Raw genomic sequence first — 25,968 nt, 5'->3', positions numbered from 1 at the left:
GAACCTATGGGGATTGCCGGGGCATGCGCAAACTATTTTTTCGACGAGTTCGTATCAGTCACTCTCGACCTCACCCAGGGGCTCCCGACCTGCGCAGATGTCGAGAACCTCGGCGCCGTACCGCTGGAGCTTACGGGCGATGACACCCGGGATGCGACCCAGTTCCACCGGAGTGCTCGGCCCCGCTTCCGCGATGGCCATCAGGGTCCGGTCGGTGAAGACGCAGAAGTCGGGCTGCCCGCTCCGCCGGGCCTGGACGGCCCGCCACTCCCGGAGCCGCTCATAGAGGCCCTCGTCCATGTCGGAGGGGCAGTCCTCGCAACGCATCAGCTTCATCTCGCCCGCCTCGCGCAGGCTGCGGCCGCAGACCCGGCAACGGGCCGGGGTCCGGCTGGTACGGCGCGCGACCGGTCCGCTCCCGCCGCCGAACGCGGAGGCGCCGGTTCGGTGGCCCGGCGATCCCTGCTCGACCCCTCCGGAGGCGCTGGCGCCGGTGCGGCCCCCGGTGGGGGTCGAGCCGGGGCGCAGGCCGTCGAGGAACCGGCTGGGGCGCCGGTTGGGGCGGCCGCCGGGCGAACGGGACAGGGCCCAGGAGACGGAGAGCTGCTGCCGGGCGCGGGTGACGCCGACATAGAGGAGTCGTCTCTCCTCCTCGATCTGCTCGTCCGTTCTGGCGTAGGTGATCGGCATCATGCCCTCGGCGACACCGACCAGGAACACGGCGTCCCATTCCAGGCCCTTCGCGGAGTGCAGGGAGGCGAGGGTGACGCCCTGGACGGTCGGAGCGTGCTGGGCATTGGCCCGTTCGTCCAGTTCCGCCACCAGGTCGCCGAGGGTGGCGTCGGGCCTGGCGGCGGCGAAGTCCTGCGCCAGGTTCACCAGGGCGGCCAGTGACTCCCAGCGTTCCCGGACCGCTCCGGAGCCCGCCGGTGGTTCGCCGGTCCAGCCCTCGCCGGACAGCACGGCCCGGACCTGTGAGGGAAGGTCGACGGCGTCCTCCAGGAGGCTGTCGTTGCCGCCGAAGCGGGCCGCGGCTCTCAGCGCGGACCCCGCCTTGCGCACCTCCGGGCGGTCGAAGAACCGCTCGGCACCGCGCAACTGGTAGGGCACGCCGGCGTCCGCCAGAGCCTGTTCGTAGGTCTCGGACTGGGAGTTCGTGCGGAACAGGATGGCGATCTCGCTCGCCGGGACCCCGGAGCCGATGAGATCGCGGATGCGGCGGGCGGCGCCCTCCGCCTCGGCGGGCTCGTCCGCGTACTCGGTGTAGCGGGGTTCGGGGCCCGGCGGGCGTTGGGAGATCAGCTCCAGGCGGTGGTCGGCGGCGCGGCCGCGGGCCTGGGAGAGGAGGCCGTTGGCGAGGTGGACGACCTGTGGTGTGGAGCGGTAGTCGCGGACGAGCTTGACGACGGTGGCCCCGGGGTGGCGGAGGCGGAAGTCGAGCAGATGGTCGGGTGTTGCGCCCGTGAACGAGTAGATCGTCTGGCTGGCGTCCCCGACGACGCAGAGGTCGTCCCGGTCGCCGAGCCACAGTTCCAGGAGGCGTTGCTGGAGGGGGCTGACGTCCTGGTACTCGTCGACCACGAAATGCTGGTACTGGGAACGGACCTGCTCGGCGATGTCGTGCCGGTCCTGGAGGATGCCGACCGTGAGCAGCAGGACGTCCTCGAAGTCGATGACGGCGCGCTCGCGCTTGAGGTCCTCGTAGGTGGCGTAGATCTGGGCGATCTCGGCCGGGTCGCGGGGCGTGTCCCGGCCGTGCTTGGCGGCTGCGGCGGCGTAGTCGGCGGGGACGGTCTGGGTGACCTTGGACCACTCGATCTCGGCGGCGGCGTCCCGTAGTTCGTTGCGATCGAGACGGATGCGGCAGGCGGCCGCCGCGTCCGCGACGAGGGGGATCTTGCGGTCGACGATCCTGGGCATCCCGCCGCCGACGGCCTTCGGCCAGAAGTACTGGAGCTGGCGCAGGGCCGCGGAGTGGAAGGTGCGCGCCTGAACCCCGGCGGCGCCGAGCTGACGGAGGCGGCCGCGCATCTCCCCGGCGGCACGACTGGTGAAGGTGACGGCGAGCACGCTGGCGGGCTGGAGTATCCCCGCCCGCACGCCGTAGGCGATGCGGTGGGTGATGGCGCGGGTCTTGCCCGTGCCGGCTCCCGCCAGGACGCACACCGGCCCGTGCAGGGCGGTGGCCACCGCGCGCTGCTCGGGGTCGAGCCCTTCGAGCACCGCGTCGGCCGAGTCGGGGACACGCGGGAAGAGGGTGGAGTGCGTTGCTGCTGTCACACGGCCATGCTGCCAGGTCGCCGGAGACGGCTGAGCCGGTTGTCCACAGGCAGGCACTCGCAGTCGTACCAATGCGGCAGTCATCCCCGTGGCGTCCGGCGCCGGACGCCGGGCGTGGTGGCGGACGGGGCGTGGGACGTGGTGGCGGACGCCACCCTGCCCTGGGGAATGGCGGGCTCGTGGCGTACGTTCCACTCACTGCTACGAGCACCCCTCATACCGTGAAGGAGCGCCAGGGACATGGCGGGCACTGTGACGATGTACAGCACCACGTGGTGCGGCTACTGCCGCCGGCTGAAGAGCCAGATGGACCGCGAGGGCATCACGTACACCGAGATCAACATCGAGCAGGACCCGGAGTCCGCGGCGTTCGTGGAGAAGGCGAACGGCGGGAACCAGACCGTTCCCACCGTCCTCTTCCCCGACGGCTCGACCCTCACCAACCCCTCGCTGGCGCAGGTCAAGCAGAAGATAGGCGCGTAGTCGCGCGCGCCCCCGCCGGGTCACCGCACTAGCCGGTGTGGCCCCGGGTCGGCAGGGGCTTGCCGTACCAGAGTTCGATCAGCCGGGCCGCGATCGAGATGCCGTAGGGAGCCAGCACCTCCCCGGACTCGAACGCGGCCCGCAGCTCTTCCCGGGAGAACCAGCGCGCCTCGTGGATCTCGTCGCCGTCCACGTCGACGTCGGTGGAGGTGGCGCGGGCCATGAAGCCGAGCATGAGGCTGGACGGGAAGGGCCATGGCTGGCTGGCGATGTACTCGACCTGGCCGACGGTGATGCCGACCTCCTCGTGGACCTCTCGGCGCACGGCCTGCTCGATCGACTCGCCGGGCTCCACGAAGCCCGCGAGGGTGGAGAAGCGGCCCTCGGGCCAGTGGACCTGACGGCCGAGGAGGAGGCGGTCCTCGTCGTCCGTGACGCCCATGATCACCGCGGGGTCGGTCCGCGGGTAGTGCTCGGCGCCGCAGGCGGGGCAGCGGCGGATGTGACCGGCCGCCGCGATGACCGTGCGCTCGCCGCAGCGGGAGCAGAAGCGGTGGGTGCGCTGCCAGTTCTCCAGGCCGACCGCGTGCACCATGAGGCCGGTGTCGCGGGGCGACAGCAGCATGCCCGCCTCGCGCAGGCCGGCCGGGCGGGCCGACTGGTCCATGCGCCCGGGGAGCGAGTCCTTCTGCAGTGCGAAGTAGCTCACACCGTCGGCGTCGGTGCCCAGGAAGTAGCGGTGCGCCTCGGTGAGCGGTGCCTCGAAGGACGGGGTCATGACGAGCTCGGTGGTGCCGTCCGGCGTCTCGTCGATGAGGACCTGACCGCCGGAGACCACGAAGCAGCGGGTGGTGGGGTGGCTCCAGGCCGCCGCGAGCCAGGCCTCGTCGAGGCGGTGGTGGGCCGCCCGGTCGATGCCGCTGGGGGCGGTGAGCGCGATGGGTCGATCGGCGGTGTGGTCGGTCCAGGTCGTCACGGGTGCTTCCAACTCCCCCGGTGGAACGGTCGGGTTCGGGCGGGCGGTTCGGGCGGGGCGTACGGCGGGCGGATGCGCTGGGTGTGGGGGTTTTCTTCAGTGTGCCTCGCGGGAGTTCCCGGCCAGCTCGCTCCAGAGGTACGCGCTGGTCTCGACGCCCTTCAGCAGCAGGTCCAGTTCGACCTTCTCGTCGGGGGCGTGCCAGCCGTCCGAGGGGACGGAGATGCCCAGGAAGAGCACGGGTGCGCCGAGGACTTCCTGGAGGTCGGCGGCGGGGCCGGAGCCGCCCTCGCGGGTGTGGCGGACGGGCTGCTGGAAGGCGCGGCCCATGGCGCGCACCAGGGACTGCAGGGCGGGGTGGTCCAGAGGGGTGAGGCAGGGGCGGGTGGCCCCGCTGAAGGTGATCTCGTGGCGGATGCCGGCGGGGATGCGTTCGGCGGCCCAGGCGGTGACGGCCTTCGCGATGTGGTCCGGGTCCTGGCCCGCGACCAGCCGGAAGGACAGCTTCACCATCGCCGAGGACGGGATGATCGTCTTGCTGCCGGCGCCCTGATAGCCTCCGCCGATGCCGTTGACCTCGGCGGTCGGGCGGGCCCAGAGGCGCTCCAGGGTGGTGTGCCCGGCCTCTCCGTGCGTCGCCGTCGACCTGGCCGTGCGCAGCCATCGCTCCTCGTCGAAGGGCAGTTCGGCGAAGAGTTCGCGTTCGCGGTCGGTGAGTTCGACGATGCCGTCGTAGAAGCCGGGGATCGCCACGCGCGCGTGCTCGTCGTGCAGGGCGGCGACCAGGCGGGCGACCTCGGTGGCCGGGTTCGGTACGGCGCCGCCGAAGGAACCGGAGTGGATGTCCTGGTCGGGGCCGTACAGCCGGATCTCGCACTCGGCGAGGCCGCGCATGCCGGTGCACACGGTGGGGGTGTCCTCGGACCACATTCCGGTGTCGGAGACGACCACCGCGTCGGCGGCGAGCCGCTCGGCATGTTCCTCGACGAGGGCCCGGAAGTGCGGGGAGCCGGACTCCTCCTCGCCCTCGATGAGCATCTTCAGGTGGACGGCGGGGGTGCTGCGGCCGGTGGCGGCGAGGTGGGCGCGGACGCCGAGTGTGTGGAAGAACACCTGGCCCTTGTCGTCGGCCGCCCCGCGCGCGTGGAGGCGGTTTCCCCGGATCACGGGCTCGAACGGCTCGGTGTCCCAGCCGTCCTCGCGGGCGGCGGGCTGCACGTCGTGGTGGCCGTAGACGAGGACGGTGGGGGCGTCGGCGTCCTCGGAGGGCCATTCGGCGAAGACGGCGGGGGCGCCCGGTGTCTCCCAGATCTCGGCGACGGGGAAGCCGGTCTCCCGGAGCTTGTCGGCCAGCCAGTCGGCGCTGCGGCGTACGTCCGTCGCGTGCTCGGGCTGCGCCGACACCGACGGGATGCGCAGCCATTCCACGAGGTCGTCGAGGAAGGCGGCACGGTGGTTCTCGATGTACGTACGGACGGCGCTGTCCGGGGTCTCGCTCATGCTCACGAGACTATCGGCCCGCACCGGCGTACTCGTCCGGCGGTTCGTCCCCGAACGGCTCCGAAGCCTCTTCCGGCCACGGTGGGCCCCCGGAGTCCGGCTCCTGCAGGAGCAGCCGTTCCAGCGCCCGCCGGTCGGGCAGGTTCTCCGGTCGCACGACGTCACCCGTGCGTACGTAAAGGAACGCGGCCCCCACGGACTCCGGGGGCACGCCCTGTCGCTCGGCCCAGGCGAGGCGGTAGATCGCGAGCTGGAGGGGGTCGGCGGTGCGGGCGCGACTGGTCTTCCAGTCGACGATCTCGTATGTCGTCGTCCCGTCGTGGGCGGTCTCCCGGTAGACGGCGTCGATGCGGCCGCGGACGACGCGTCCGGCTATCCCCAGCTGGAAGGGCGCCTCCACGCGGTACGGCGTGCGGTTTGCGTACGGAGTGCGTTCGAAGGCTTCTTTCAGTGCCTCCAGATCCCGTTCGTCGGCGATCTCGGCTTCGCTGCCCGGCAGGTCCTCGGGCTCCAGCATGGGCAGCCGCAGTTCTTCGAAGCGGGCCTCGATCCAGGCGTGGAAGCGGGTGCCGCGGCGCGCGGCGGGCTGCGGGGGGCGCGGCATGGGGCGTGCGAGTTCCTGCGCGAAGCCATCGGGGTCGGCGGCCAGGCGCAGCAGCTGCGAGGCGGTCAGCGATGTCGGCAGGGGGACGTCGGTGACCTTGGCGCGGGCGCGCAGGAGCTCTCCGGTGAGTGCGTCCAGATCGCGGTCCCAGGAGGCGATGGTGCGGACCTCTTCGGGGGTGAGGGCGTCCTCGGCAGGGTGACTGCGGGCGTGCGGCACCGTTGGCCTGCGTGCGCCGTGGACGGGCGGCGACGTCTGCGCCGGGCGGTCCGTCGTCCAGGAATCCCAGTCGGCGGCGTCCTCGTCGGGGAGGTCGCCGTGGAGGTCGTCCGGGTGGTCGTCCGGGTGGTCGTCCTCCGGGGGCGGAGGCCAGTCCGGGTCCTCGAAGGGGTGCGGGTCGTCGAGGCTGCCCGGGGGGGTGTCCTCGTGGTGGGCGGCGCGTTCCAGGTGGGCCAGTACGGTCTCGGCGGCCGCGCGGCGGCGGGCCAGGGCGGTGTCGTCCAGGGGGAGCGGCCAGGCGTGGTCGGCGGATGCCTCGTGCAGGGCGGGGTTCTCGGTGCCGTCCTCTGGTTCGTCGGCCCAGACCTCGATCTCGCCGAACCCGGCGGCGCAGTGGTCGTACAGGGCTTCAAGGAAGTCGGAGGGGCCGCGCGGGCGTTTCTGGGAGGGGCCCCACCAGTGGCCCGAGCCGAGGAGCAGGGAGCGGGGGCGGGTGAACGTCACGTAGCCGAGGCGGAGTTCCTCGGTGCGCTGGTGGTCCTTCATCGCCTCGTGGAAGGCCTTCAGGCCTCGCGAGTCCCATGCCTCGACGTCGGGAAGGGTGTCGGCGTCGCCGCGCAGTTCGTGCGGCAGGACCCTGCCCTGGGCGGTCCACTTCTCGCGTCCCTGGGTGCTGGGGAAGGTACCGGTGACGAGGCCGGGCACGGCGACGACGTCCCACTCCAGGCCCTTGGACTTGTGGGCGGTGAGCACCTTGACGGTGTTCTCGCCGCCCGGGAGGGCGTTGTCGAGGCCCTTCTCGTACTGGGCGGCCGTGCGCAGGAAGCCGAGGAAGGCGAGCAGGGTGGCCTCGCCCTCGCTGTTGGCGGCGAAGGAGGCGGCGATGTCGAGGAAGTTGGAGAGCGTCTCGCGGCGACGGGCGGCCAGGGCGTTCGGCGAGGCGGAGAGTTCGACTTCGAGGCCGGTGACGGCGAGCACCCGGTGCAGGACGTCCATGAGCGGGTCGGCGAGCGAGCGGCGCAGGTCGCGCAGTTCGGCGGCGAGGCGGGCGAAGCGCACGCGCGCGTCCGGGGAGAAGGGCAGCCCGTCGTCCTCGCCGTCGGTTTCGAGCGGCAGCTCCAGGAATGTGTCGAGCGCGTCGGCCAGCGAGATCACCTCGGCCGGGTCGACGCCCTCGACGGCGGCGGCGAGCCGGCGGTCCGGATCGTCGTCGGCGCCCGCGCGCGCGTGCGACACGAGACGCCTGGCCCGGCGTCCCAGGAGGGCGAGGTCGCGGGGGCCGATGCGCCAGCGCGGGCCGGTGAGCAGGCGCACCAGGGAGGCGTTGGCGCCGGGGTCCTGGAGGACCTCGCAGACGGCGACGAGGTCGGCCACCTCGGGGAGGTGGAGCAGCCCGGAGAGACCGACGACCTCGACGGGGATGTCGCGGGCGACGAGCGCGCCCTGGATGTCGGCGAAGTCGGTGGCCGTACGGCACAGGACCGCGATCTCGCCCGGCTCCTTGCCGGTGCGCACGAGGTGGGCGATCGAGTCGGCGATCCAGTCGAGTTCCTCGGCGTGGGTCGGCAGCAGGGCGCAGCGGACCATGCCGTCGCGCTCGGCTCCGGGGGCGGGCCTGAGTGCCTCCACGCCCGCGTGCATGGCGCGCAGGGGCTCGGCGAGGCCGTTGGCGAGGTCGAGGAGGCGGCCGCCGCTGCGGCGGTTCTCGCTGAGCGCCTGCCGGGTGGCGGGGCGGCCGTCGGGGTGGGCGAAGTGCTCGGGGAAGTCGTCGAGGTTGGCGACGGAGGCGCCGCGCCAGCCGTAGATGGCCTGGCAGGGGTCGCCGACGGCGGTCACGGGGTGGCCGGTGCCGCCGCCGAACAGGCCGGCGAGCAGGACGCGTTGGGCGACGGAGGTGTCCTGGTACTCGTCGAGCAGGACCACCCGGAACTCGTCCCGCAGGAGGCGGCCGACCTCGGGCAGCCGGGCGAGGCGCGCCGACAGGGCGATCTGGTCGCCGAAGTCGAGGAGGTCCCGCTCGCGCTTGGCCGCTCGGTAGCGGCCGACCAGCTCCGCGAGTTCACGTCGGGCGGCGGCCGCTTCGGGGACCTTGCGGAGCTCCGCGTTGGAGAGCTTGGCGCTCTCCAGGTCGCGCAGCAGCTCGGCGTCGTACGCGCGCAGTTCGTCGGGGCGTACGAGGTGTTCGGCCAGTTCGGAGTCGAGCGCGAGGAGGTCGCTGACGAGGTCCGGGAAGGAGCGGGTGAGCGCCGGGTACGGGCCCGGGGACTCGCGGAGCACACGTGCGGCGAGCTGGTACCGGGTGGCGTCGGCGAGGAGCCGGGCGGTGGGCTCCAGGCCGATGCGCAGTCCGTGGTCGGTGAGGAGGCGGCCGGCGAAGGCGTGGTACGTGGAGATGACGGGCTCGCCCGGGGGGTTGTCGGGGTCGATCCCGTCCGGGTCGGTGATGCCGGCCCTGACCAGGGCTTTGCGCACTCGCTCGGCGAGTTCGCCGGCCGCCTTGTTGGTGAAGGTCAGACCGAGCACCTGTTCGGGGGCGACCTGTCCGGTGCCGACCAGCCAGACCACGCGCGCGGCCATGACCGTGGTCTTGCCCGAGCCGGCTCCGGCCACGATCACCTGCGGGGCGGGCGGCGCGATGATGCAGGCCGTCTGCTCCGGGGTGAACGGGATCCCCAGGAGCTCCTTGAGCTGCTCGGGATCACTGATAGGGGCTGACACCCCAGAGAGGCTAGCGTCGGACACTGACAGCGGATGCCGGATCGCCGTCCGGGTGGGGATAAGCGCTGGTCAGCGCGGGTGGTGCTGTCGGTCACGCGGTCACTCGACGACGTGGCGGCCCTCCGGGCGGGCGCTGCAGGACGCCCGGAAAGCGCAGTGTGCACAGTGTTGTCCTGCGGTCGGGGAGAAGCGCTCGTCGAGGACCTTCCCCGCGGCGTTGGCGAGGAGTCCGCCGATCCAGTCACCCTCCAGGGGTCCCTGTGCCTGCACCTTGGGGAGGGTCTCTCCGCCGTTCTTCCGGGCGGCGCCCTGCCGCAGCTGGACGAGTTCGGCGCCGCCCGGTTCGGGCCGTGCGCCGCCGAAGGGCTCGTCGACGGCTCCCTCGCGGACCGCGAGCTGGTAGACGGCGAGCTGGGGGTGGCGTTCGACCTCGGCGGCGGTCGGCGCCTGTTTGCCGGTCTTGAAGTCGACCACGTAGGCGCGGCCTTCGGCGTCGGTCTCGACGCGGTCCATGGAGCCTCGGACGCGCACCTCGTAGTCGCCCGCTTCGAGGGTCACGTCGAAGTCGTGCTCGCTGGCCACCGGGGTGCGTCCGGCGCGGAGCCCGTTCGAGTCGACGTGCCACATCAGGAAGCGTTCGAGTGCCACGCGCGCGTGCTGCTTCTCCTGTTCCGACTTCCAGGGCGCGTCGAAGGCGAGCGCGTTCCACACGGAGTCGAGGCGCTCCATGAGGACGTCGAGGTCTGCGGGGGTGCGTCCGGAGGCGACCTCGTCCGCGAGGACGTGCACGACGTTGCCGAAGCCCTGGGCGGCGGTCGCGGGCGCGTCGGCCTTCACCTCGCGGCCCAGGAACCACTGCAGGGCGCAGGTGTTGGCGAGTTGGCCGAGGGCACTGCCGGACAGCACGACGGGCTCGTCGCGGTTCCTGAGCGGGACCTTGCTCTCGGTGGGCTCGAACATGCCCCACCAGCGGTACGGGTGTGCCGACGGCACGAGGGGACGGCCGTCCTCGTCGCTCAGGGCGGCCAGCCGGGCCAGTCGCCGGGCCGCGGCCTCCCGCAGTGCGTCCGACACCCGCGGGTCGACCGTCGTGGCGCGCAGTTCGGCCACCAGGGCGGCCACGGAGAGCGGGCGGCGGGGGCGTCCGGTGACGTCCTTGGGTTCGACGCCGAGCTCGGTAAGAAAGCGGGAGGGCTGGTCGCCGTCGTCGGCGGGGGCCTTCACGGCGGTGACGACGAGGCGTTCACGCGCGCGTGTGGCGGCCACGTAGAACAGTCGCCGCTCCTCGGCGAGCAGCGCTCCCGGGGTGAGCGGTTCGGCGAGACCGTCACGGCCGATGCGGTCCGCCTCCAGGAGCGAGCCCCGGCGCCGCAGGTCCGGCCAGAGCCCTTCCTGGACACCCGCGACGACGACCAGGCGCCATTGCAGGCCCTTGGAGCGGTGCGCGGTCATCAGGCGTACGGCGTCGGGGCGCACCGCCCTTCCGGTGAGCGTGTCTGCGGCGATGTCCTCGGCCTCGATCTCCGCCAGGAAGTTGAGGGCGCCGAGGCCTCCGCTGCGTTCCTCCGCGCGTGCCGCGGTGGCGAAGAGCGCGCACACGGCGTCGAGGTCCCGGTCGGCGTTGCGTCCGGCGGCGCCGCCGCGCCGCGCGGCCCGCTCCAGACGCCTGGGCCACGGCGTGCCGTCCCACAGGTCCCACAGCGCCTCCTCGGCCGTACCGCCGCCGGCGAGGCGTTCCCGCGCCTTCCGCAGCAGCGCGCCGAGGCGTTGCGCGCCCCGCGCGTACGCCGGGTCGTGCGCGACCAGCCGCTCCGGTTCGGCCAGGGCCCGGGCCAGCAGTTCGTCCGAGGGAGGCGGCACGGGGTTGCCGCCGGCCCGTTCCTCCTCGCGCAGGGCACGGCCCAGCCTCCGCAGATCGGCGGTGTCCATACCCGCGAGGGGGGAGGCGAGGAGAGTGAGCGCGGTCTCGGTGTCCAGCCAGCACGGGGGCGACCCGGTGCCGCCGTACGGCTCGCGGGCAGCCGCCGTCACCGCACCCGCGTCGGGCTCCGGCACGTCCCCCGGGCTCCCTGCCGCTTCCGGCTCATCGGCTCGTCCCGCCGCTTCCGGCGCCTCCGGCGCGGCGGCTTCCAGGGCCCCCTCGTCTCCTTCCGGCGCCTCCGGCGCAGCGGCTTCCCGGGCCCCCTCGTCTCCGTCCGGCGTCCCGCCTGTGCCGGTCTCCTCCGGCCTCTCGGCCCCTTCGGGCACCGCCGGCTCCACCGGCTCCACCGCGGCCGTCGAGCCGGTCTCCCCCAGCTCCGCCCGGGCGACCGCCCGCAGGGCCGTCAGGAGGGGCTGGACGGCCGGTTCGTGGCGGAGTGGCAGGTCGTCGCCGTCGATCTCCAGGGGGACCCCCGCGGCCGTGAGGGCGCGCCGCATCGAGGGAATGGTGCGGGCGCCCGCACGAACCAGGACGGCCATCTCGCCCCAGGGGACACCGTCCTCGAGATGGGCCCGGCGCAGGACGTCCGCGATGTTGTCCAGTTCCGTGCCCGGGGTCGGGTACGTGTAGACCTCGACTCGGCCGCCCTCCCGTTCGGGTCGGAGTTCACGGTGGGCCCGTACCTTCTCCGCCGGGAGGCGGGTGAGCGGCATGCGCTGGGTGAGCAGTCGGGTGGCCGCGAGCAGGGCGGCCCCCGAGCGGCGGGAGGTCCCGAGGACGGCGACCGGGGCCTGGCGGCCGTCCACGCGCGGGAACGCGGCCGGGAACTCCAGGATGCCGTTCACGTCGGCGCCCCGGAACGTGTAGATCGACTGGTCGGGGTCACCGAAGGCCACCAGCGTGCGGCCACCGCCCGCGAGGGACCTCAAGAGCCGCACCTGCGCCGGATCGGTGTCCTGGTACTCGTCGACGTAAACCGCGTCGTACTGCCCCGCCAGGTGCTCGGCGACACCGGGACGGCCGGCGAGGAGGACCGCTCGGTGGACCAGTTCCGCGTAGTCGAGCACCCCTTGCAGGTCGAGGACGTCGAGGTACTCGGCGAGGAAGGCGGAGGCCGCGCGCCAGTCGGGGCGGCCGATGCGGTCGGCGAACGCCCGCAGGTCGGCGGGGGCCAGGCCCAGTTCGCGGCTGCGGGCGAGGACCGCGCGGACCTCGTCGGCGAACCCGCGCGTGGTGAGGCAGGCACGCAGTTCGTCCGGCCAGCGCACATGCGCGAGACCGAGGCGCTCCAGGTCGGGCTGGCCGGCGAGCAGCTCTCGGACGGCGACGTCCTGCTCGGGACCGGACAGCAGCCGCAGCGGCTCGGCGAACAGGTCGCTGTCCTGATGGGCGCGGACCAGCGCGTAGCAGAACGAGTGGAAGGTGGTGGCCCGGGGGGCGCGCGCGGCGCCCATGCGCAGCGCCATGCGGTCACGCAACTCGACGGCCGCCTTGCGGCTGAAGGTCAGCACGAGGACGCGCTCGGGGTCGGCGCCGCGGGCGATGCGGGCCGCCACGGACTCGACGAGCGTGGTCGTCTTGCCGGTGCCCGGACCTGCGAGAACGAGCATTGGGCCCGTCTCGTGGTCAACCACGGCGCGCTGCTCGGCGTCCAGATGAGGGGGATTCGATCGGACCGGTGGGGTACGCACCAGTCGGTAAGCGCCACGGCTCCCCCGCCGCACCTGGGTGTGCGGCAGGCGTCTGGTGGAGGAAGAGGAGCTCACGTGGTTCGCCGGTCCTGGTGGGTGTGCTGGTTGCCCTGCCCCTGCTCGTGGAGAGCGGTGGCCGCGGGGTGAGGGGGACACGTGCAGCCGACGCTACGCCGACGGGTGGTGCGGAAGCAGAGCTTCCCCTTGTTCCCTCCCGGCCCACGCGGCACATGCGTCCCTCGCCCCACGAACGTACGGCATGTCACCGACGTGCCCCGCTTCCCCCGTACGGGGCCGCCTCGAAGGCCGCCGGTAGCGGAGTGCCGTCAGGTGTGATCTTCCGCGCGTTCGCCGCCGTCCCACCGCGCCCGTTTCATATCGACACGCGGCACATGGCCTTCGGCGGCGCGGCTCGCCTCGCGCAGGGGCGTCCCCTCCGTGCGGTAGTGACGCAGCGCTCTCAGTTCGTGGCCGGGGAGCAGCCGGCCGTCCGCGCGGACCACCCGCCACCACGGGACGGGGCCTCCGTAGAGGGCCATCACACGGCCCACCTGGCGCGGGCCGCCCTCCCCCAGCCACTCGGCGACATCCCCGTACGTCATGACCCGCCCGGGCGGGATCAGCTCGGCGGCCTCGAGGACCCGCTCCGCGTACTCCGGCAGGGCGTCCACCGGAAGGCTCTCCTCGCTCATCCTGCCCATCCTGCACCACCCCACCGACAATGGGACGTGGTGGCCGACGCGTGCGTCCCTCGCTCCGAGGGCGGTCTTCGGGCAGACTGTGCGCCCCCGCATTGCACCCTGATGCCCCTGTGTGCCCGCCGGGCATGCCACCATCGTGCGGGCGGTGACTGGTGATACGAGACCAAGAAGAGACGATGAAGCAGCAGAGCGTGCACCCCGATGACGCGGCGGGCACCTCTGACGCCTCGTCGCGCCCGGACACCGCCGACGGGGACGGCCAAGGCGCCGGAACCGGCGAACGGAAGGACCCGGCGAACGCCGCACCCTCGGACACATCGCCCTCCCCCGAGACGCACGACGACCGGCACGAGGGCACGTCGCCGGACGGCGGGCCGGCCACCGAGGCCCCGGACGAGGGGCATACCGAAGCGGTCGAGGGCGACGAACCGCTGCTCCCCGCGCGCGTGCACCGTCCTTCGGACCTCATGCGGCTGTCGGTCGGCATCCTCGGCATCATCGTCCTGCTGGCGATCGCGGCGTTCGCGCACGGCACCACGGCCGGGCTCGAACAGGACATCAACAAGGGGACGGGGCAGGCACCCGACCTGGTGATCAAGCTCGCGGGCCTCGGATCGAGCATCGCGATCCTGCTGGTACCGGTCGCCTTCGCGATCGAGCGGCTGATCAAGCGGGACGGGCTGCGCATCGCGGACGGCGTGCTCGCGGCGGTCCTCGCGCACGGGGTGACGCTGGCGACGGACCTGTGGGTCGCCCGCACCGCCCCCGACTCGATCCAGGAGGCGCTCACCCAGCCCTCCCCCGGTGACATCCACGCCCTCACCGACCCCGTGCACGGCTATCTCGCGCCGGTCATCGCATACATGACAGCCGTGGGCATGTCCCGCAGACCCCGCTGGCGCGCGGTGCTGTGGATCGTGCTGCTGCTGGACACGTTCTCCATGCTGGTCGCCGGCTACACGACGCCGTTCTCGATCATCCTGACGGTACTGATCGGCTGGACGGTCGCCTACGGGACGCTCTACGCAGTCGGCTCGCCGAATGTGCGCCCCACCGGCAGGACCCTGATGGCGGGCCTCAGGCGGGTCGGCTTCAAGCCGGTGAGCGCCGCCCGCGAGGAGGCCTCGGACACCGCGGAAGGCGGCGACCGGGGCCGCCGGTACTTCGTGACGCTGGAGGACGGCCCACCCCTCGACGTCACCGTCGTCGACCGGGAGCAGCAGGCACAGGGCTTCTTCTACCGCGTCTGGCGGCGGCTCACCCTGCGCGGCATCACGACGCGCCGCAGTCTGCAGTCCCTGCGTCAGGCCCTGGAGCAGGAGGCACTCCTCGCCTACGCGGCCATCGCGGCCGGCGCCAACGCCCCCAAGCTGATCGCGACCTCCGAGCTGGGGCCGGACGCCGTGATGCTCGTCTACGAGCACACCGGCGGGCGCACCCTGGACTCCCTGTCGGACGACGAGGTCACCGACGAACTGCTGCACGACACCTGGGCCCAGGTGAAGGCCCTGCAGTCGCGGCGCATCGCGCACCGCAGGCTCGTGGGTGACGCGATCCTGGTGGATCGTTCCGGCATGGTGATCCTGACGGATCTGCGCGTCGGTGAGATCGCGGCCGGCGATCTGGTGCTCCGCATGGACGTCTCCCAACTGCTGACCACGCTGGGGCTGCGGGTGGGCGCCGAGCGGGCGGTGGCGTCGGCGGTGAGCGTCCTCGGCCCCGACGCGGTGGCCGCCTGTCTGCCGATGCTGCAACCCATCGCACTCTCACGCTCCACGCGCGCGACCCTGCGCAGGCTGGCCAGGGAGCGGGCGGAGCGCGAGCGCGAGGCGGTCCTGGAGGCCTCCCAGCTGGCCAAGCAGGCCCGCGCGGAGGAGCACCGGGAGGCCGCCGCCGAGCCGGGCAAGACCGACAAGAAGGCGGTACGAGCCGAGCAGCGGGCGGAGAAGCGGGCGATCGACGAGGCCCTGGAGGAGGCCCGCGAGGAGGACCTGCTCACCCAGATCCGCCATCAGGTGCTGCTCATCCGGCCTCAGGCTCCCGTCGAACCGGCCCGGCTGGAACGGGTCCGGCCGCGCACCCTGATCAGTTTCATCGCGGGCGCCATCGGCGCGTACTTCCTGTTGACGCAGCTGACCCACATCGAGTTCGGGCCGCTCATCAAGAACGCCGAGTGGGGCTGGGTGGCCGCGGCGGTGTGCTTCTCCGCGCTGAGCTATGTGGCGGCGGCGATGAGCCTGCTGGGCTTCGTGCCGGAACGGGTGCCGTTCCTCCGGACGGTGGCGGCGCAGGTAGCCGGGTCGTTCGTGAAGATCGTCGCGCCGGCGGCGGTGGGCGGCGTGGCGCTCAACACGCGCTTCCTGCAGCGGGCGGGGGTACGGCCCGGTCTCGCCGTAGCCAGCGTGGGCGCCTCCCAGTTGTTCGGGCTGGGCTGTCACATCCTCATGCTGCTCGCCTTCGGCTATCTCACCGGAACCGAGAAGACGCCGTCCCTGTCGCCGTCCCGCACGGTCATCGCCGGCCTGCTGACGGTCGCGGTGCTCGTCCTGGTGGTGACGTCGATCCCGTTCCTGCGGAAGTTCGTCGTCACGCGCGTGCGATCGCTCTTCGCCGGAGTCGTACCGCGCATGCTCGATGTGCTGCAGCGGCCGCAGAAGCTGATCACCGGCATCGGCGGCATGCTGCTCCTCACCGGCTGCTTCGTGATGTGCCTGGACGCCTCGATCCGCGCCTTCGGCGACGAGAACGCCTCGATCAGCATCGCCAGCGTCGCGGTCGTCTTCCTCGCGGGCAACGCTCTGGGCTCCGCGGCACCGACTCCCGGCGGTGTGGGCGCGGTGGAGGCCACCTTGACGGTCGGTCTCATCGCCGTCGGTCTGCCCAAGGAGGTCGCGGCGCCCGCCGTCCTGCTGTTCCGGCTCCTGACGCTGTGGCTGCCCGTGCTGCCCGGATGGCTGGCCTTCAACCAGTTGACGCGCAAGGGCGCGCTCTAGACGGGAAAGCCGCCTCCACCCGCGCGTGGAGGCGGCTTTCCCGTCTCACCCGCACGGCCCGCGCCCCGAGCGTGCCGCTCGGGGCGGCTTCAGGATGAAGGCATGCCCACGTCGTTCCGGCTGCGCGCCGTCGCCCTGACCGCCCTCGCCGTCCTGCTGTCCTTGTCCACGGCGGGCTGCGGCGACGAGGCCAAGGGCAGGGACGACGATCTGACGACGCAGAAACCTGACTGGAAGGACTGCCCGGAACCATCGGCGTCGGAGGGCGGCGGGCCCGCCCCCTCACCCCTGCCGGACGGCGACCCCTGGCAGTGCGCGACCATGAAAGCGCCCCTCGACTGGGACGATCCCAAGGGCGACACGATCGACATCGCCCTGATCCGGGTGCGGTCGAGTGGCGGCGGGAAGCGGCGGATCGGATCGCTCGTCTTCAACTTCGGCGGTCCCGGGGGCTCGGGCGTCAAGTCCCTGCCCGCCTTCGCCGAGGACTTCGCCGATCTGCGCACGCGCTACGACCTGGTCAGCTTCGACCCGCGCGGAGTGGGCCGCAGCGCGGGCGTCGAGTGCGAGGACGACGAGGAACTCGACGAGTACTTCCAACAGGACCAGACACCGGACGACGCGTCCGAGCGGAAGGAACTGCTGGACAGCACGAAGACGTTCAACGCGTCCTGCGAGGACCACTCCGGCAAGACCCTTCCGCACGTCGGCACCCCGGACGCCGCACGTGACCTGGACCTGATGCGCCGGGTCCTCGGCGACGACAAGCTGCACTACTTCGGCATCTCCTACGGCACCGAACTCGGCGGCGTCTACGCCCACCTGTTCCCCGAGAGGGTGGGCCGGGCCGTGTTCGACGCGGTCGTCGACCCGACACAGACACCGGAGCAAGGCACGCTCGGCCAGGCCAGGGGTTTCCAGCTGGCACTCGACAACTTCGCCGAGGACTGTGTGTCGAAGGCGGAGGAGTGCCCGGTCGGCGACACCGCGCAGGACGTCGAGAACCGCATCATGGCGCTCCTCGAAGACCTCGACCGCGAGCCGATCCCCGGCGTCTTCCCCCGCGACCTGACGGAGTCCGCCGCGACCACCGGGATCGCGCAGGCCCTCTACTCCCAGGACCTCTGGGCCCTCCTCACCGATGGACTCGAACAGGCATACGACGGGGATGGGCAGCCGCTGATGCGGCTGGCCGACTCGATGAACGGGCGCAGCGAGAACGGCGAATACAGCAACCTGGCCGCGGCGAACATCGCCATCAACTGCGCCGACGACAAACCGCGGTACACCACCAGGGACGTGGAGGCGAAGCAGGACGAGTTCCGGGCCGCCTCCCCCGTCTTCGGCGAGTGGCTCGCCTGGTCCATGCTCACCTGTACCGACTGGGCCGTGGCCGGGGCGGCCGACCATCCCGACGTGAGCGCGCCGGGCTCGGCGCCGATCCTCGTGATCGGCAACACGGGCGATCCCGCGACGCCCTACGAGGGCGCGCGGCGCATGGTGGAGGCGCTCGGGGCGGGGGTCGGTGTCGAGCTGACGTACAGGGGGCAGGGGCACGGTGCGTACGGCAGCGGCAACGCCTGCGTGAAGGCGGCCGTTGACGGCTACCTGCTCGCGGGCAAGGTCCCGAGAGCCGGCACGGTCTGCACCTGAAACCACAGGTCAGAGCGTTATCCACAGGCTCCGACGCGGAGGGGGCAGTCCGCATACCATGGCATGACTGCCATTCACGACATCCGGCTGATGGTGTCGTAAGGGGGATGTGCTCATGGCTCGATGGCTACGGGGAGCGGCTCTGGCCTCGGCGGCGCTGCTGGTCGCCGGCTGCAGTGGAGGCACGGACGGAGGGAGGAGCGAAAGCGCTCCGCCCCCATCCGCACTCCCCTCGCAGAAGCTCGACTGGGGGCGTTGCGAGGCGACGTCGGAGGGTCCGGCGCCGGGTGACGAGTGGCGGTGCGCGACGCTGCGGGTCCCGCTGGACTGGTCGAAGCCGGAGGGAGAGACGATCGGACTCGCGCTGATCCGCAGCGAGGCGACCGGCGCCAGGAGCGAACGCCTCGGCTCGCTCCTGTTCAACTTCGGCGGACCGGGTGGCTCGGGCGTCTCCATGATGCCCTCGTACGCCGGCGTCACGAGCGAGTTGCACAAGCGGTACGACCTGGTGAGCTGGGACCCGCGCGGCGTCGCCGGGAGCGAAGGGGTGCGCTGCCGCAGCGACAAGGAGATCCAGGCGGCCGAGTCGGTGGACGCCACGCCGGACGACACCACCGAGGAGAAGGCCTTCTTCGAGGACGCCGCCGACTTCGGTACGGGCTGCGAGCGGGCCGCGGGCAAGCTCCTGTCCCATGTCTCGACCGCGGACACGGCCCGTGACATGGACCTCATCCGCCGGGCGGTGGGCGACCGGAGGATGCACTACTTCGGCATCTCCTACGGCACCGAACTCGGCGGTGTCTACGCCCACCTGTTCCCCGAGAACGTCGGCCGCCTCGTGCTCGACGCGGTCGTCGATCCGACCGCCGACACGGTGGGTCACGCGAAGAACCAGACACTGGGCTTCCAGCGCGCGCTCGACAACTACCTCTCGTCGACGGGCCAGAACCCGGAGCAGGGCACGCGGAAGATCGCGGACCTGCTGGACCGGATCGACGCGGAGCCTCTGCCGACGGCGTCCGGGCGGGAGCTCACCCAGACACTGGCGATCACCGGCATCGTCCTGCCGCTGTACAGCGAGCAGGCGTGGCCCGGCCTGACGAGCGCTCTCGAAGCGGCCGAGGACGGCGACGGCACGGAGCTGCTGGCCCTCGCCGACGGTTACAACGAGCGCGACCCCTCGGGCCGCTACGGCACGACGACCCACTCGCAACGCGTCATATCGTGCTTGGACCAGAAGCAGCGGCCGACACCGCAGGAGACGAAGAAGCTGCTGCCCGAGTTCCGGAGGATCTCGCCCGTGTTCGGCGAGTTCCTGGGCTGGGACACCGCGGGCTGGTGCCACGACTGGCCGGTGCCCGGCCTGACGGACTCACCGGAGGTGAGCGCGCCGGGGGCCGATCCCGTTCTCGTGGTGGGCAACACCGGGGACCCGGCGACGCCGTACGAGGGCGCCGAGAAGATGGCGCGGGAGCTGGGCGAGGACGTCGGTGTGGTGCTCACTTGGAAGGGCGAGGGCCATGGGGCGTACGGCAGCGGCAGCAGCTGTGTCGACTCGACCGTGAACGCCTATCTGCTGGCGGGGACGGTGCCGAAGGACGGCAAGGTCTGCACGTGACCGCGGCGCCCGTGGGAGAAGGCCCGGCACCCGTGGTGCCAGGCCCCTCCGTGGAAGGCGTCGGTCCGCCGAGGGCGGGGACGGGACTAGTAGACCGGCTTGTCCGGCTCGATCTGGTTGACCCAGCCGATCACACCGCCGCCCACGTGGACGGCGTCGGAGAAGCCGGCCGACTTGAGGACGGCGAGGACTTCCGCACTGCGGACACCCGTCTTGCAGTGCAGGACGATCTTCTTGTCCTGCGGGAGGCTCTCCAGGGCGGAGCCCATGAGGAACTCGTTCTTCGGGATCAGCCGGGCACCGGGGATCGAGACGATCTCGTACTCGTTGACCTCGCGGACGTCGATGATGTCGATGTTCTCGCCGTCGTCGATCCACTCCTTGAGCTGCTTGGGAGTGATCGTCGAGCCCGCGGCCGCCTCCTGGGCCTCCTCGGAGACGACGCCGCAGAAGGCTTCGTAGTCGATGAGCTCGGTGACGGTGGGGTTCTCGCCGCATACCGCGCAGTTCGGGTCCTTGCGGACCTTGACCTGGCGGTACTGCATCTCGAGGGCGTCGTAGATCATCAGTCGGCCGACGAGCGGCTCACCGGTGCCGGTGAGGACCTTGATGGCCTCGGTGACCTGGATGGAGCCGATGGACGCGCACAGCACGCCGAGGACGCCGCCCTCGGCGCAGGAGGGGACCATGCCCGGCGGCGGGGGCTCCGGGTAGAGGCAGCGGTAGCAGGGACCGTGCTCGGACCAGAAGACGGAGGCCTGGCCGTCGAAGCGGTAGATGGAACCCCAGACGTACGGCTTGTTCAGCAGGACGCAGGCGTCGTTGACCAGGTAGCGGGTCGCGAAGTTGTCCGTGCCGTCGACGATCAGGTCGTACTGGCTGAAGATGTCCATCACGTTGTCGGCCTCGAGCCGCTCCTCGTGAAGGATCACGTTCACGTACGGGTTGATGCCGAGGACGGAGTCGCGCGCGGACTCCGCCTTGGAGCGGCCGATGTCGGCCTGGCTGTGGATGATCTGACGCTGCAGGTTCGACTCGTCGACCTCGTCGAACTCCACGATGCCGAGCGTCCCGACGCCCGCCGCGGCCAGGTACATCAGCGCCGGCGAGCCCAGGCCGCCGGCGCCCACACAGAGCACCTTGGCGTTCTTCAGCCGCTTCTGCCCGTCCATCCCGACGTCGGGGATGATCAGGTGGCGGGAGTACCTGCGGACCTCATCTACGGTGAGCTCGGAAGCGGGCTCGACCAGGGGTGGCAGCGACACGGGGACTCCGTTGATCGGTCAATCACTACGGTTGTTCTCCCCGTAACACTGCCACGCCCATTTTCATTCCGAGACACCCGTTCCAACCCGCGAGACGATTTCGTCCCAGTAGCCGGGCAGTGCCGCCCAGGGGTCGGCTCGCCCGCCGCGGTCCGTGCGGTCGGTGAAGTAGATCGTGGCGGCGCCCTGCCAGCGGGCGACGCGCAGTGCCTCGTCGAGGTGGGCGCGGGGCACGCCGTGGACGAGGTGGCAGAAGCGCTCGGGAGGGTGGTCGGCGGTCCATTCGGCCACCTGCGACCAGCGGTAGTCGCTCCAGGGCCCGGAGAAGGTCACCAGTTGGTCGGCGCTCCCGGCATAGCCGGGATGCGGATGAGCGCCGTGGCCGAGGACTATGTGGCCTCCGCCGAGGAGCGCCCGGAGAGTGAGGACGGTGCGGCTGATCTCGGGGAGGGCACTGCGCTCGGTGGGGCAGCGGTCCAGGAGGTAGCCGTCGACCTGATACCAGTCGAGGTGGCGATGGGCGTCGGCGACGATCTCCGCGTATGGGCGCGCGCCGTGGGCCACGTCGAGGTGGCCGAGGACGCGGACGTCGGCGTTGCGCAGCCGGCCCGCGGCTTCCAGGCAGAGCGGGTCGGGGCGGGTGCCGGGGCCGTCGGAGACGTTCAGGACGACCCAGTGGAGAGGAGTTCCGGGGCGGGTGAGTCGGGTCCATTCCAGCGGAGCGACAAGCGGGTGCGCATAGCCGGGGATGCCGAGGCCGGCGCTCAAGCCGGTGCTGGCGGTGCCGGACGCGGCGGAGGTCAGATACGGCATGCCGCCTCCATCCAGATGTCGGCGAGGGACTCCTCGAGGTTGATACGGGGCCGCCAGCCGAGCCGGTCGCGGGCGGTGCGGACATCGGCCTGCTGCCAGCTGCCGCAGCCGTCCGGGTAGGGGTAGGCCACCTGTGGGGTGTGGTCCGGTTCGGGCCGGGGGTGGCCGACGGTCGGGCGGAGGGGGCCGGGCGGGGTGTCGAGTTCGTGCAGGGCACCGCCGTACCCGGCGACGCGGGCGAGGACGGCGGCGGCGTCGCGGAGGCGCACGGCCCGGCCGGACCCGATGTTGATCACGCCCTGGGCGGCGGAGAGCGAGGCGGCGTGGACGGCCCGGGCGACATCCCGTACGTCGACGAAGTCGCGCTGGACGCCGAGCCCGCCGAGTTTGAGTTCGCCGTCGCCGGACTGCATGGCGCGCCGCATGGCCTCGGCGAGGCGGCCGAGCGGCGAGCCGGCCGGGGTGCCGGGCCCGGCGGGTGAGAACACCCGGAGGACCACGGCGTCCAGTCCGGAGCCGAGGACGAGTTCGGTGGCGGCGAGTTTGCTCACGCCGTACGGGCCCCCGGGGCGGGGCACGGCGTCCTCGGCAGTGGAGGAGCCGGGCTGGCTGGGGCCGTACTCGGCGCCGCAGCCGATCTGCACCAGGCGGGCTCCGCAGCCGCTGCGGCGGAGGGCCTCGCAGACGGTGGCGACGGCGACGGTGTTGTGCCGGGTGAGTTCGCGGGCGCCGCCGCGGGTGGCTCCGGCGCAGTTGATGACGACTCCGGGGTGGACCGCGTCCAGGAAGCGGGTGAGCGCGCCGGGGCTTCCGGTGGCGAGGTCGAACCGTACGTCGGCGTCGTCCCCGCGCCCGAGCGCGGTGAGCTGGACGGCCGGGTCGGCGAGGAGACGTTCGGCGACGAATCGGCCGAGGTATCCGTTGGCTCCGATCAGCAGGACCCTCATCGGGCGGCTCCCGGGGCGGATTCTCCGGTTCGGGAGGTGATCATCTGGCGTTCTCCTTAGGGGGTGATGCCGTGGGTGATGAGGTGGGCCCGCGGTGTCGGCCCCGCGGGAGGGGGTGCGCGCGACGGGAGTCCCGCGCACCGTGGGGTTCGTCTTCGGCCGGCGGTCTGTGCCCGCCGTGTCGAAGACCGGGCGATGTGGGGGTCAGGGCGCCCCCGGGGGGCGGGCGTGGGCCGAGGCCCGGGTGAGGGCGCGGGTGGCGTGGACGAGGAGGATGAGTGCGGCGATGCCGCAGGCCAGGGCGGGCACCGCGCCGGGTCCCCAGGACTCGGTGACCGTCCGGACGGGGACGGCCAGGGCGGAGCAGCCGGGGAGGCGGCTCGCGAAGACCGCGGTCAACGCGCATGCCTCGGTCAGCGCCGCTGTGCACAGGACGACGGCCGGGGCCTGCGGGGAACCGTGCGCGGTCAGGAGGCGGGCGAGCAGTAGCAGTGCGCCCAGGGCGACCGCCCCCGTGTGGACGGCCGGTTCGCCCAGGACCGGGCCGCACAGGGCGAGCAGGACGACCAGGGCGATCAGGTACAGGGCGAGCACTCCGAGAAGCAGGGGCTTAACGGAGTCGGCGAAGTCGGCGAGGCCACGGCTTGCGACGAGTTTGCGGCGGGCGCGTACGGAGAGGAGGTGGGCGCACCACAGCGCGGGAGCGCAGCTCAGGGCGAGTGCCAGGAGGGGTGCGGTGGCCAGGGGCCACGGTCCGTGGGGGCCTCCGGCGAGACCGGCGGCCAGCAGACCGTCCCCGAGGAGGGCGTACGCGATCAGCCAGCAGACCCATGTGCCACCGCGGCCGGTCGAACCGACCGGGACCCGGAGCGGGCCGCGCCGGAGGGCGACGCGCAGACCGAGCGCGACCGTGAAGGCGCCGACGGCTGCGACCGCCAGGCGGGGTTGACCGTGGGTGAGCCGTACGCCGGCCACGGCCGCCGCGCACAGGGCGCCCGGGAGGAGGGCGAACACCGCCCAGCCGCCGCCCGGGCCGGGCGGGTCGGGCATCGGTTCGCGCTCCGGGGGTGTCTCAGCGTTCCGGGGCACGCGCGCATACATCTCCTCCGCGAGCGAGAAGACGTCCCGGTGCCGAAAGCGGGCGGCCGTGCGGTCGGTGACACCGTGCGCCTCAAGCCCGGCGGCGATCTCCAGCGGGTCCACGGCGCGTTCGCACAGCTCCCGGTGGCGCTGCATCAGGGCCTTCACGGGGTCCACTGCCCCGCGGCGCGAGGCGGGCTCGGTCTCGGGCTCGGGCTCGGGGACGATGCGGTCTTCGTCCTCCGGAGTGACGAGATCGTCCTGGGGCTTGGGCGGCGGTGCCGGGAGTCCTGGCACCGCCTCGGCTTCGGCCATGGCTTCGGGGTGTGCCACGTCGAGGACGACCGGTGAGTCCGTGGGCGAGAACGCCCGCGCCCCCGGTGGCGTCTCGGCCCGCGCCGGTGCCCCCGGCTCCGACGGACTCGACACCCGGTACTCGTCCGGCCCACCCCCTGTCTCGAGGCCGTCCAACCGCAGCTCGCTCATCGCGCTCCCTCCCCCGCGGGAACCGGCTCGCCGGTGGCTGCCGGAGGCGTTTCCGTGGCGTGGACGGGGGTGTCGACCGCCCAGCGGGGACGGCCGGCGACGACTCCGCCGAGGCCCGCCGCCCCCGCGACACCCGCCACGCCTGCCACGCCGGTCACCGCCCGGGGCTCGGTCCACCGGCCGGGAACGTGCGCCTCCGCCGCCGGGGCGAAGGGCAGGGGCTCCCCGGTTTCACCGAGGACGGTCTGGCGGGCCGGGGCGTGGGAGACGACGTCCAGGTAGATGTCATGAAATGCCGCGATGTTCTGCTCGACCGTGAACAGTTCGAGGGCGCGGGCGCGGGCTGCCGCGCCGAGGCGCGCTCGGCGGTCGGGTTCACGCAGGAGCGCCACGCACGCCTCCGCGAGCGCCTTCGGGTTGCGGGGCGGCACGACGAGTCCCGTACCGCCGATGACCTCGACGACCGCGCCGGCGTCCGTGGACACCGTGGGACGTCCGCAGAACATGGCCTCGACGAGGCTGATGGGGAACCCCTCGACGACACTCGACAGGACCACTACGGCGCCGGAGGCGTATGCCTCCGCCAGGTCGGGCACAGCGGGGTCGCCAACCCCCTCGAAGGAGACGGGATCACCACCGACGGCATGGACGCCGTCGGCCTTGAGGGGGAAGAGCTGGGTGGCCAGCGCCCTGCAGTGACCGAGGTACGCGGCCCCCTCGGCGCCCGCGGCCGCTCCGACGATTCTGAGCCGGGCCTTCGGCTCCGCTCTCCGGATCTCGGCGAAGGCGTGCAGCAGGGTGATCAGGTCCTTGGCCGGCTCGATGCGGCCGACCCACACCAGCGTGTGCGGATCGGCGCTCTCCGGCGACTCCCCCACCTCGGCGAAGCGGGACGCCTCCATACCGGGATAGACCGTGCGGATCTTCGCGCGGTCGGCGCCGCAGCGCTCCTGCCAGCGTCGGGCGTGAGTGTTGCCGGGGGTGAGACAGGTGGCCCCCCGGTAGACCTCGGCGGTCAGTCGCCGGTGGAAGGCCGCGAGCAGGGCGCGCACCGGCGTCCGGCCGGAGGCCCCGAGATAGTGGGCGCGCAGGGGCACGCCGTATTCGGTGACCAGGAGCGGCACCCCGTGGAATCGACCGGCCAGCAGACCGGGCAGGGCAGCCGAGCCGCCGGCCGCGGCATGGCAGAGGTCGACCGAGCCGAGCCCGTCACCCTCGTACCAGTCGAGTGAGAGGGGGCGCAGCGCGCGTTCGAGGTGTGCGACGACGGTCAGCAGATCCGGTACGCGAGCCTCGCGCGCGGCGCCGAGTGCGCCCGGCGCTCGACAGGCGCGCTCCAGCGTGCGGACGGCGGCTTCCGAGCGCAGGGCGCCCACCAGCCCGCCCTCTGCGCGGGCCAGCTCGGCAAGCCCGTAGAGCGCGCTGCCGAAACGGTCCGCCTCAACGCCGGAGCCGCCTTGGGAGGCTTCCCGCGCCTCGGGCGACCCCGCCGAGCAGACCACCGACACCAGTTCGCCGTACGCCTCTGCGAAGCGCCGTCGCGCCCGGCGGCCGTAGACCACACCATCGTCCTCGACCGTCCACAGCGGTGCCGTCCGAACGCGGCTGACCTGCGGCGGCAGCGGCACCCAGCCCTCGTCCTCCTGGTGCTCGCTACGGCTGAGCGCGTAGACGTCGAACTCGTGTCGCTCCAGCCCACGCACGAGTCGGTCGCACCAGAGCCTGGCATCACCGCTCACATACGGATAGCCACCCTCCGTAAGCAGTCCGATGCGCACGTGTGCACCCCCGATCTCCCGTTTGGGGAGCCGCCGTTCACCCGGCGGCCCGCAGCGGGACGAACGTATGCGGACAAGGCGGTGGGGGGGGGGGGGGGGGGGGGGGGGGGCCCCCCCCCCCCGCGGGGGGGGGGGGGGGGGGGGGGGGGGGCGCCGGGTCCCGTTGAGCGAGACGAGGCTGAGCTGGCTGGCCAACTGGTCACCGATCCGGTTCATGAGGTGCGCCGTACTGGCGAGGTCCG

15 protein-coding genes are annotated in these 25,968 nt (G+C 72.5%); 4 read left to right on the top strand and 11 right to left on the bottom strand.

What is annotated here, in order from left to right:
• Positions 1-54 precede the first annotated feature (54 nt).
• Positions 55-2,364 carry an ATP-dependent DNA helicase UvrD2 gene (locus AC067N_RS34675; protein ID WP_478682915.1) on the bottom strand — a complete coding sequence of 770 codons (2,310 nt, stop codon included), beginning with the start codon at positions 2,362-2,364 and terminating at the stop codon, positions 55-57.
• Positions 2,365-2,520: 156 nt separating this feature from the next.
• Between AC067N_RS34675 and AC067N_RS34670 the strand changes: the two genes are divergently transcribed.
• Positions 2,521-2,763, top strand: coding sequence for a mycoredoxin (locus AC067N_RS34670; RefSeq protein WP_055519018.1), 243 nt, complete (start codon positions 2,521-2,523; stop codon positions 2,761-2,763).
• A gap of 28 nt (positions 2,764-2,791) precedes the next feature.
• On the opposite strand, the gene nudC is transcribed toward AC067N_RS34670, so the two are convergent.
• From nudC to AC067N_RS34645, 5 genes are all read right to left on the bottom strand, one after another.
• Entirely contained in the window at positions 2,792-3,739 is a 948-nt protein-coding gene (gene nudC / locus AC067N_RS34665; protein WP_478682914.1) for an NAD(+) diphosphatase, read from the bottom strand.
• A 96-nt stretch (positions 3,740-3,835) separates the two neighbouring features.
• Complete coding sequence (locus tag AC067N_RS34660) at positions 3,836-5,239, bottom strand: dipeptidase (RefSeq protein WP_478682913.1); 1,404 nt, start codon at positions 5,237-5,239, stop codon at positions 3,836-3,838.
• Between the two features lie 10 nt (positions 5,240-5,249).
• A complete protein-coding gene (locus AC067N_RS34655) occupies positions 5,250-8,780 on the bottom strand; it encodes a UvrD-helicase domain-containing protein (RefSeq protein ID WP_478682912.1) in 3,531 nt (1,176 codons plus the stop codon).
• Between the two features lie 99 nt (positions 8,781-8,879).
• Positions 8,880-12,467, bottom strand: a complete 3,588-nt coding sequence (locus tag AC067N_RS34650) for an ATP-dependent helicase (protein WP_478682911.1) — start codon at positions 12,465-12,467, stop codon at positions 8,880-8,882.
• Between the two features lie 251 nt (positions 12,468-12,718).
• Complete coding sequence (locus AC067N_RS34645; protein ID WP_478682910.1) at positions 12,719-13,084, bottom strand: MGMT family protein; 366 nt, start codon at positions 13,082-13,084, stop codon at positions 12,719-12,721.
• Between the two features lie 185 nt (positions 13,085-13,269).
• On the opposite strand from AC067N_RS34645, the gene AC067N_RS34640 reads away from it, so the two are divergent.
• The 3 genes from AC067N_RS34640 to AC067N_RS34630 all read left to right on the top strand — a co-directional run bounded on the left by AC067N_RS34640 (position 13,270) and on the right by AC067N_RS34630 (position 19,357).
• Complete coding sequence (locus AC067N_RS34640; protein WP_478682909.1) at positions 13,270-16,086, top strand: lysylphosphatidylglycerol synthase transmembrane domain-containing protein; 2,817 nt, start codon at positions 13,270-13,272, stop codon at positions 16,084-16,086.
• Between the two features lie 102 nt (positions 16,087-16,188).
• A complete protein-coding gene (locus AC067N_RS34635) occupies positions 16,189-17,739 on the top strand; it encodes an alpha/beta fold hydrolase (protein ID WP_478682908.1) in 1,551 nt (516 codons plus the stop codon).
• A gap of 115 nt (positions 17,740-17,854) precedes the next feature.
• On the top strand, positions 17,855-19,357 hold the full coding sequence (locus AC067N_RS34630; RefSeq protein WP_478682907.1) for an alpha/beta hydrolase: 1,503 nt from the start codon (positions 17,855-17,857) through the stop codon (positions 19,355-19,357).
• A gap of 86 nt (positions 19,358-19,443) precedes the next feature.
• Here AC067N_RS34630 and moeZ read toward each other — a convergent pair whose 3' ends face one another.
• The 5 genes from moeZ to AC067N_RS34605 form a co-directional block, all read right to left on the bottom strand.
• Positions 19,444-20,622 (bottom strand): adenylyltransferase/sulfurtransferase MoeZ, encoded by a 1,179-nt coding sequence (moeZ, locus tag AC067N_RS34625; RefSeq protein ID WP_478682906.1) that lies wholly within the window; start codon positions 20,620-20,622, stop codon positions 19,444-19,446.
• Positions 20,623-20,685: 63 nt separating this feature from the next.
• Positions 20,686-21,435, bottom strand: a complete 750-nt coding sequence (locus AC067N_RS34620) for a spherulation-specific family 4 protein (protein ID WP_478682905.1) — start codon at positions 21,433-21,435, stop codon at positions 20,686-20,688.
• On the bottom strand, positions 21,423-22,382 hold the full coding sequence (locus tag AC067N_RS34615; RefSeq protein WP_478682904.1) for an NAD-dependent epimerase/dehydratase family protein: 960 nt from the start codon (positions 22,380-22,382) through the stop codon (positions 21,423-21,425). Before AC067N_RS34615 ends, AC067N_RS34620 begins: the two co-directional genes overlap by 13 nt.
• A gap of 204 nt (positions 22,383-22,586) precedes the next feature.
• Positions 22,587-23,948: a hypothetical protein gene (locus AC067N_RS34610; RefSeq protein WP_478682903.1), complete on the bottom strand. Its 1,362-nt coding sequence runs from the start codon at positions 23,946-23,948 to the stop codon at positions 22,587-22,589.
• Complete coding sequence (locus AC067N_RS34605) at positions 23,945-25,726, bottom strand: DUF3492 domain-containing protein (RefSeq protein ID WP_478682902.1); 1,782 nt, start codon at positions 25,724-25,726, stop codon at positions 23,945-23,947. The genes AC067N_RS34610 and AC067N_RS34605 overlap by 4 nt, the downstream gene beginning before the upstream one ends.
• Positions 25,727-25,968 lie beyond the last annotated feature (242 nt).

It is taken from the genome of Streptomyces sp. NPDC042364, from assembly GCF_056437585.1.
Note: the sequence above shows the minus strand (reverse complement) of the source record. Positions and strands in the feature narration are given on the sequence as shown.

Coding starts and splice junctions, on each gene's coding strand:
- AC067N_RS34675 (WP_478682915.1), bottom strand. CDS start 2,364: ATGACTGCCGCATTGGTACGACTGCGAGTGCCTGCCTGTGGACAACCG.
- AC067N_RS34670 (WP_055519018.1), top strand. CDS start 2,521: ATGGCGGGCACTGTGACGATGTACAGCACCACGTGGTGCGGCTACTGC.
- AC067N_RS34660 (WP_478682913.1), bottom strand. CDS start 5,239: ATGAGCGAGACCCCGGACAGCGCCGTCCGTACGTACATCGAGAACCAC.
- AC067N_RS34645 (WP_478682910.1), bottom strand. CDS start 13,084: ATGAGCGAGGAGAGCCTTCCGGTGGACGCCCTGCCGGAGTACGCGGAG.
- AC067N_RS34640 (WP_478682909.1), top strand. CDS start 13,270: ATGAAGCAGCAGAGCGTGCACCCCGATGACGCGGCGGGCACCTCTGAC.
- AC067N_RS34635 (WP_478682908.1), top strand. CDS start 16,189: ATGCCCACGTCGTTCCGGCTGCGCGCCGTCGCCCTGACCGCCCTCGCC.
- AC067N_RS34630 (WP_478682907.1), top strand. CDS start 17,855: ATGGCTCGATGGCTACGGGGAGCGGCTCTGGCCTCGGCGGCGCTGCTG.
- AC067N_RS34620 (WP_478682905.1), bottom strand. CDS start 21,435: ATGCCGTATCTGACCTCCGCCGCGTCCGGCACCGCCAGCACCGGCTTG.
- AC067N_RS34615 (WP_478682904.1), bottom strand. CDS start 22,382: ATGAGGGTCCTGCTGATCGGAGCCAACGGATACCTCGGCCGATTCGTC.
- AC067N_RS34610 (WP_478682903.1), bottom strand. CDS start 23,948: ATGAGCGAGCTGCGGTTGGACGGCCTCGAGACAGGGGGTGGGCCGGAC.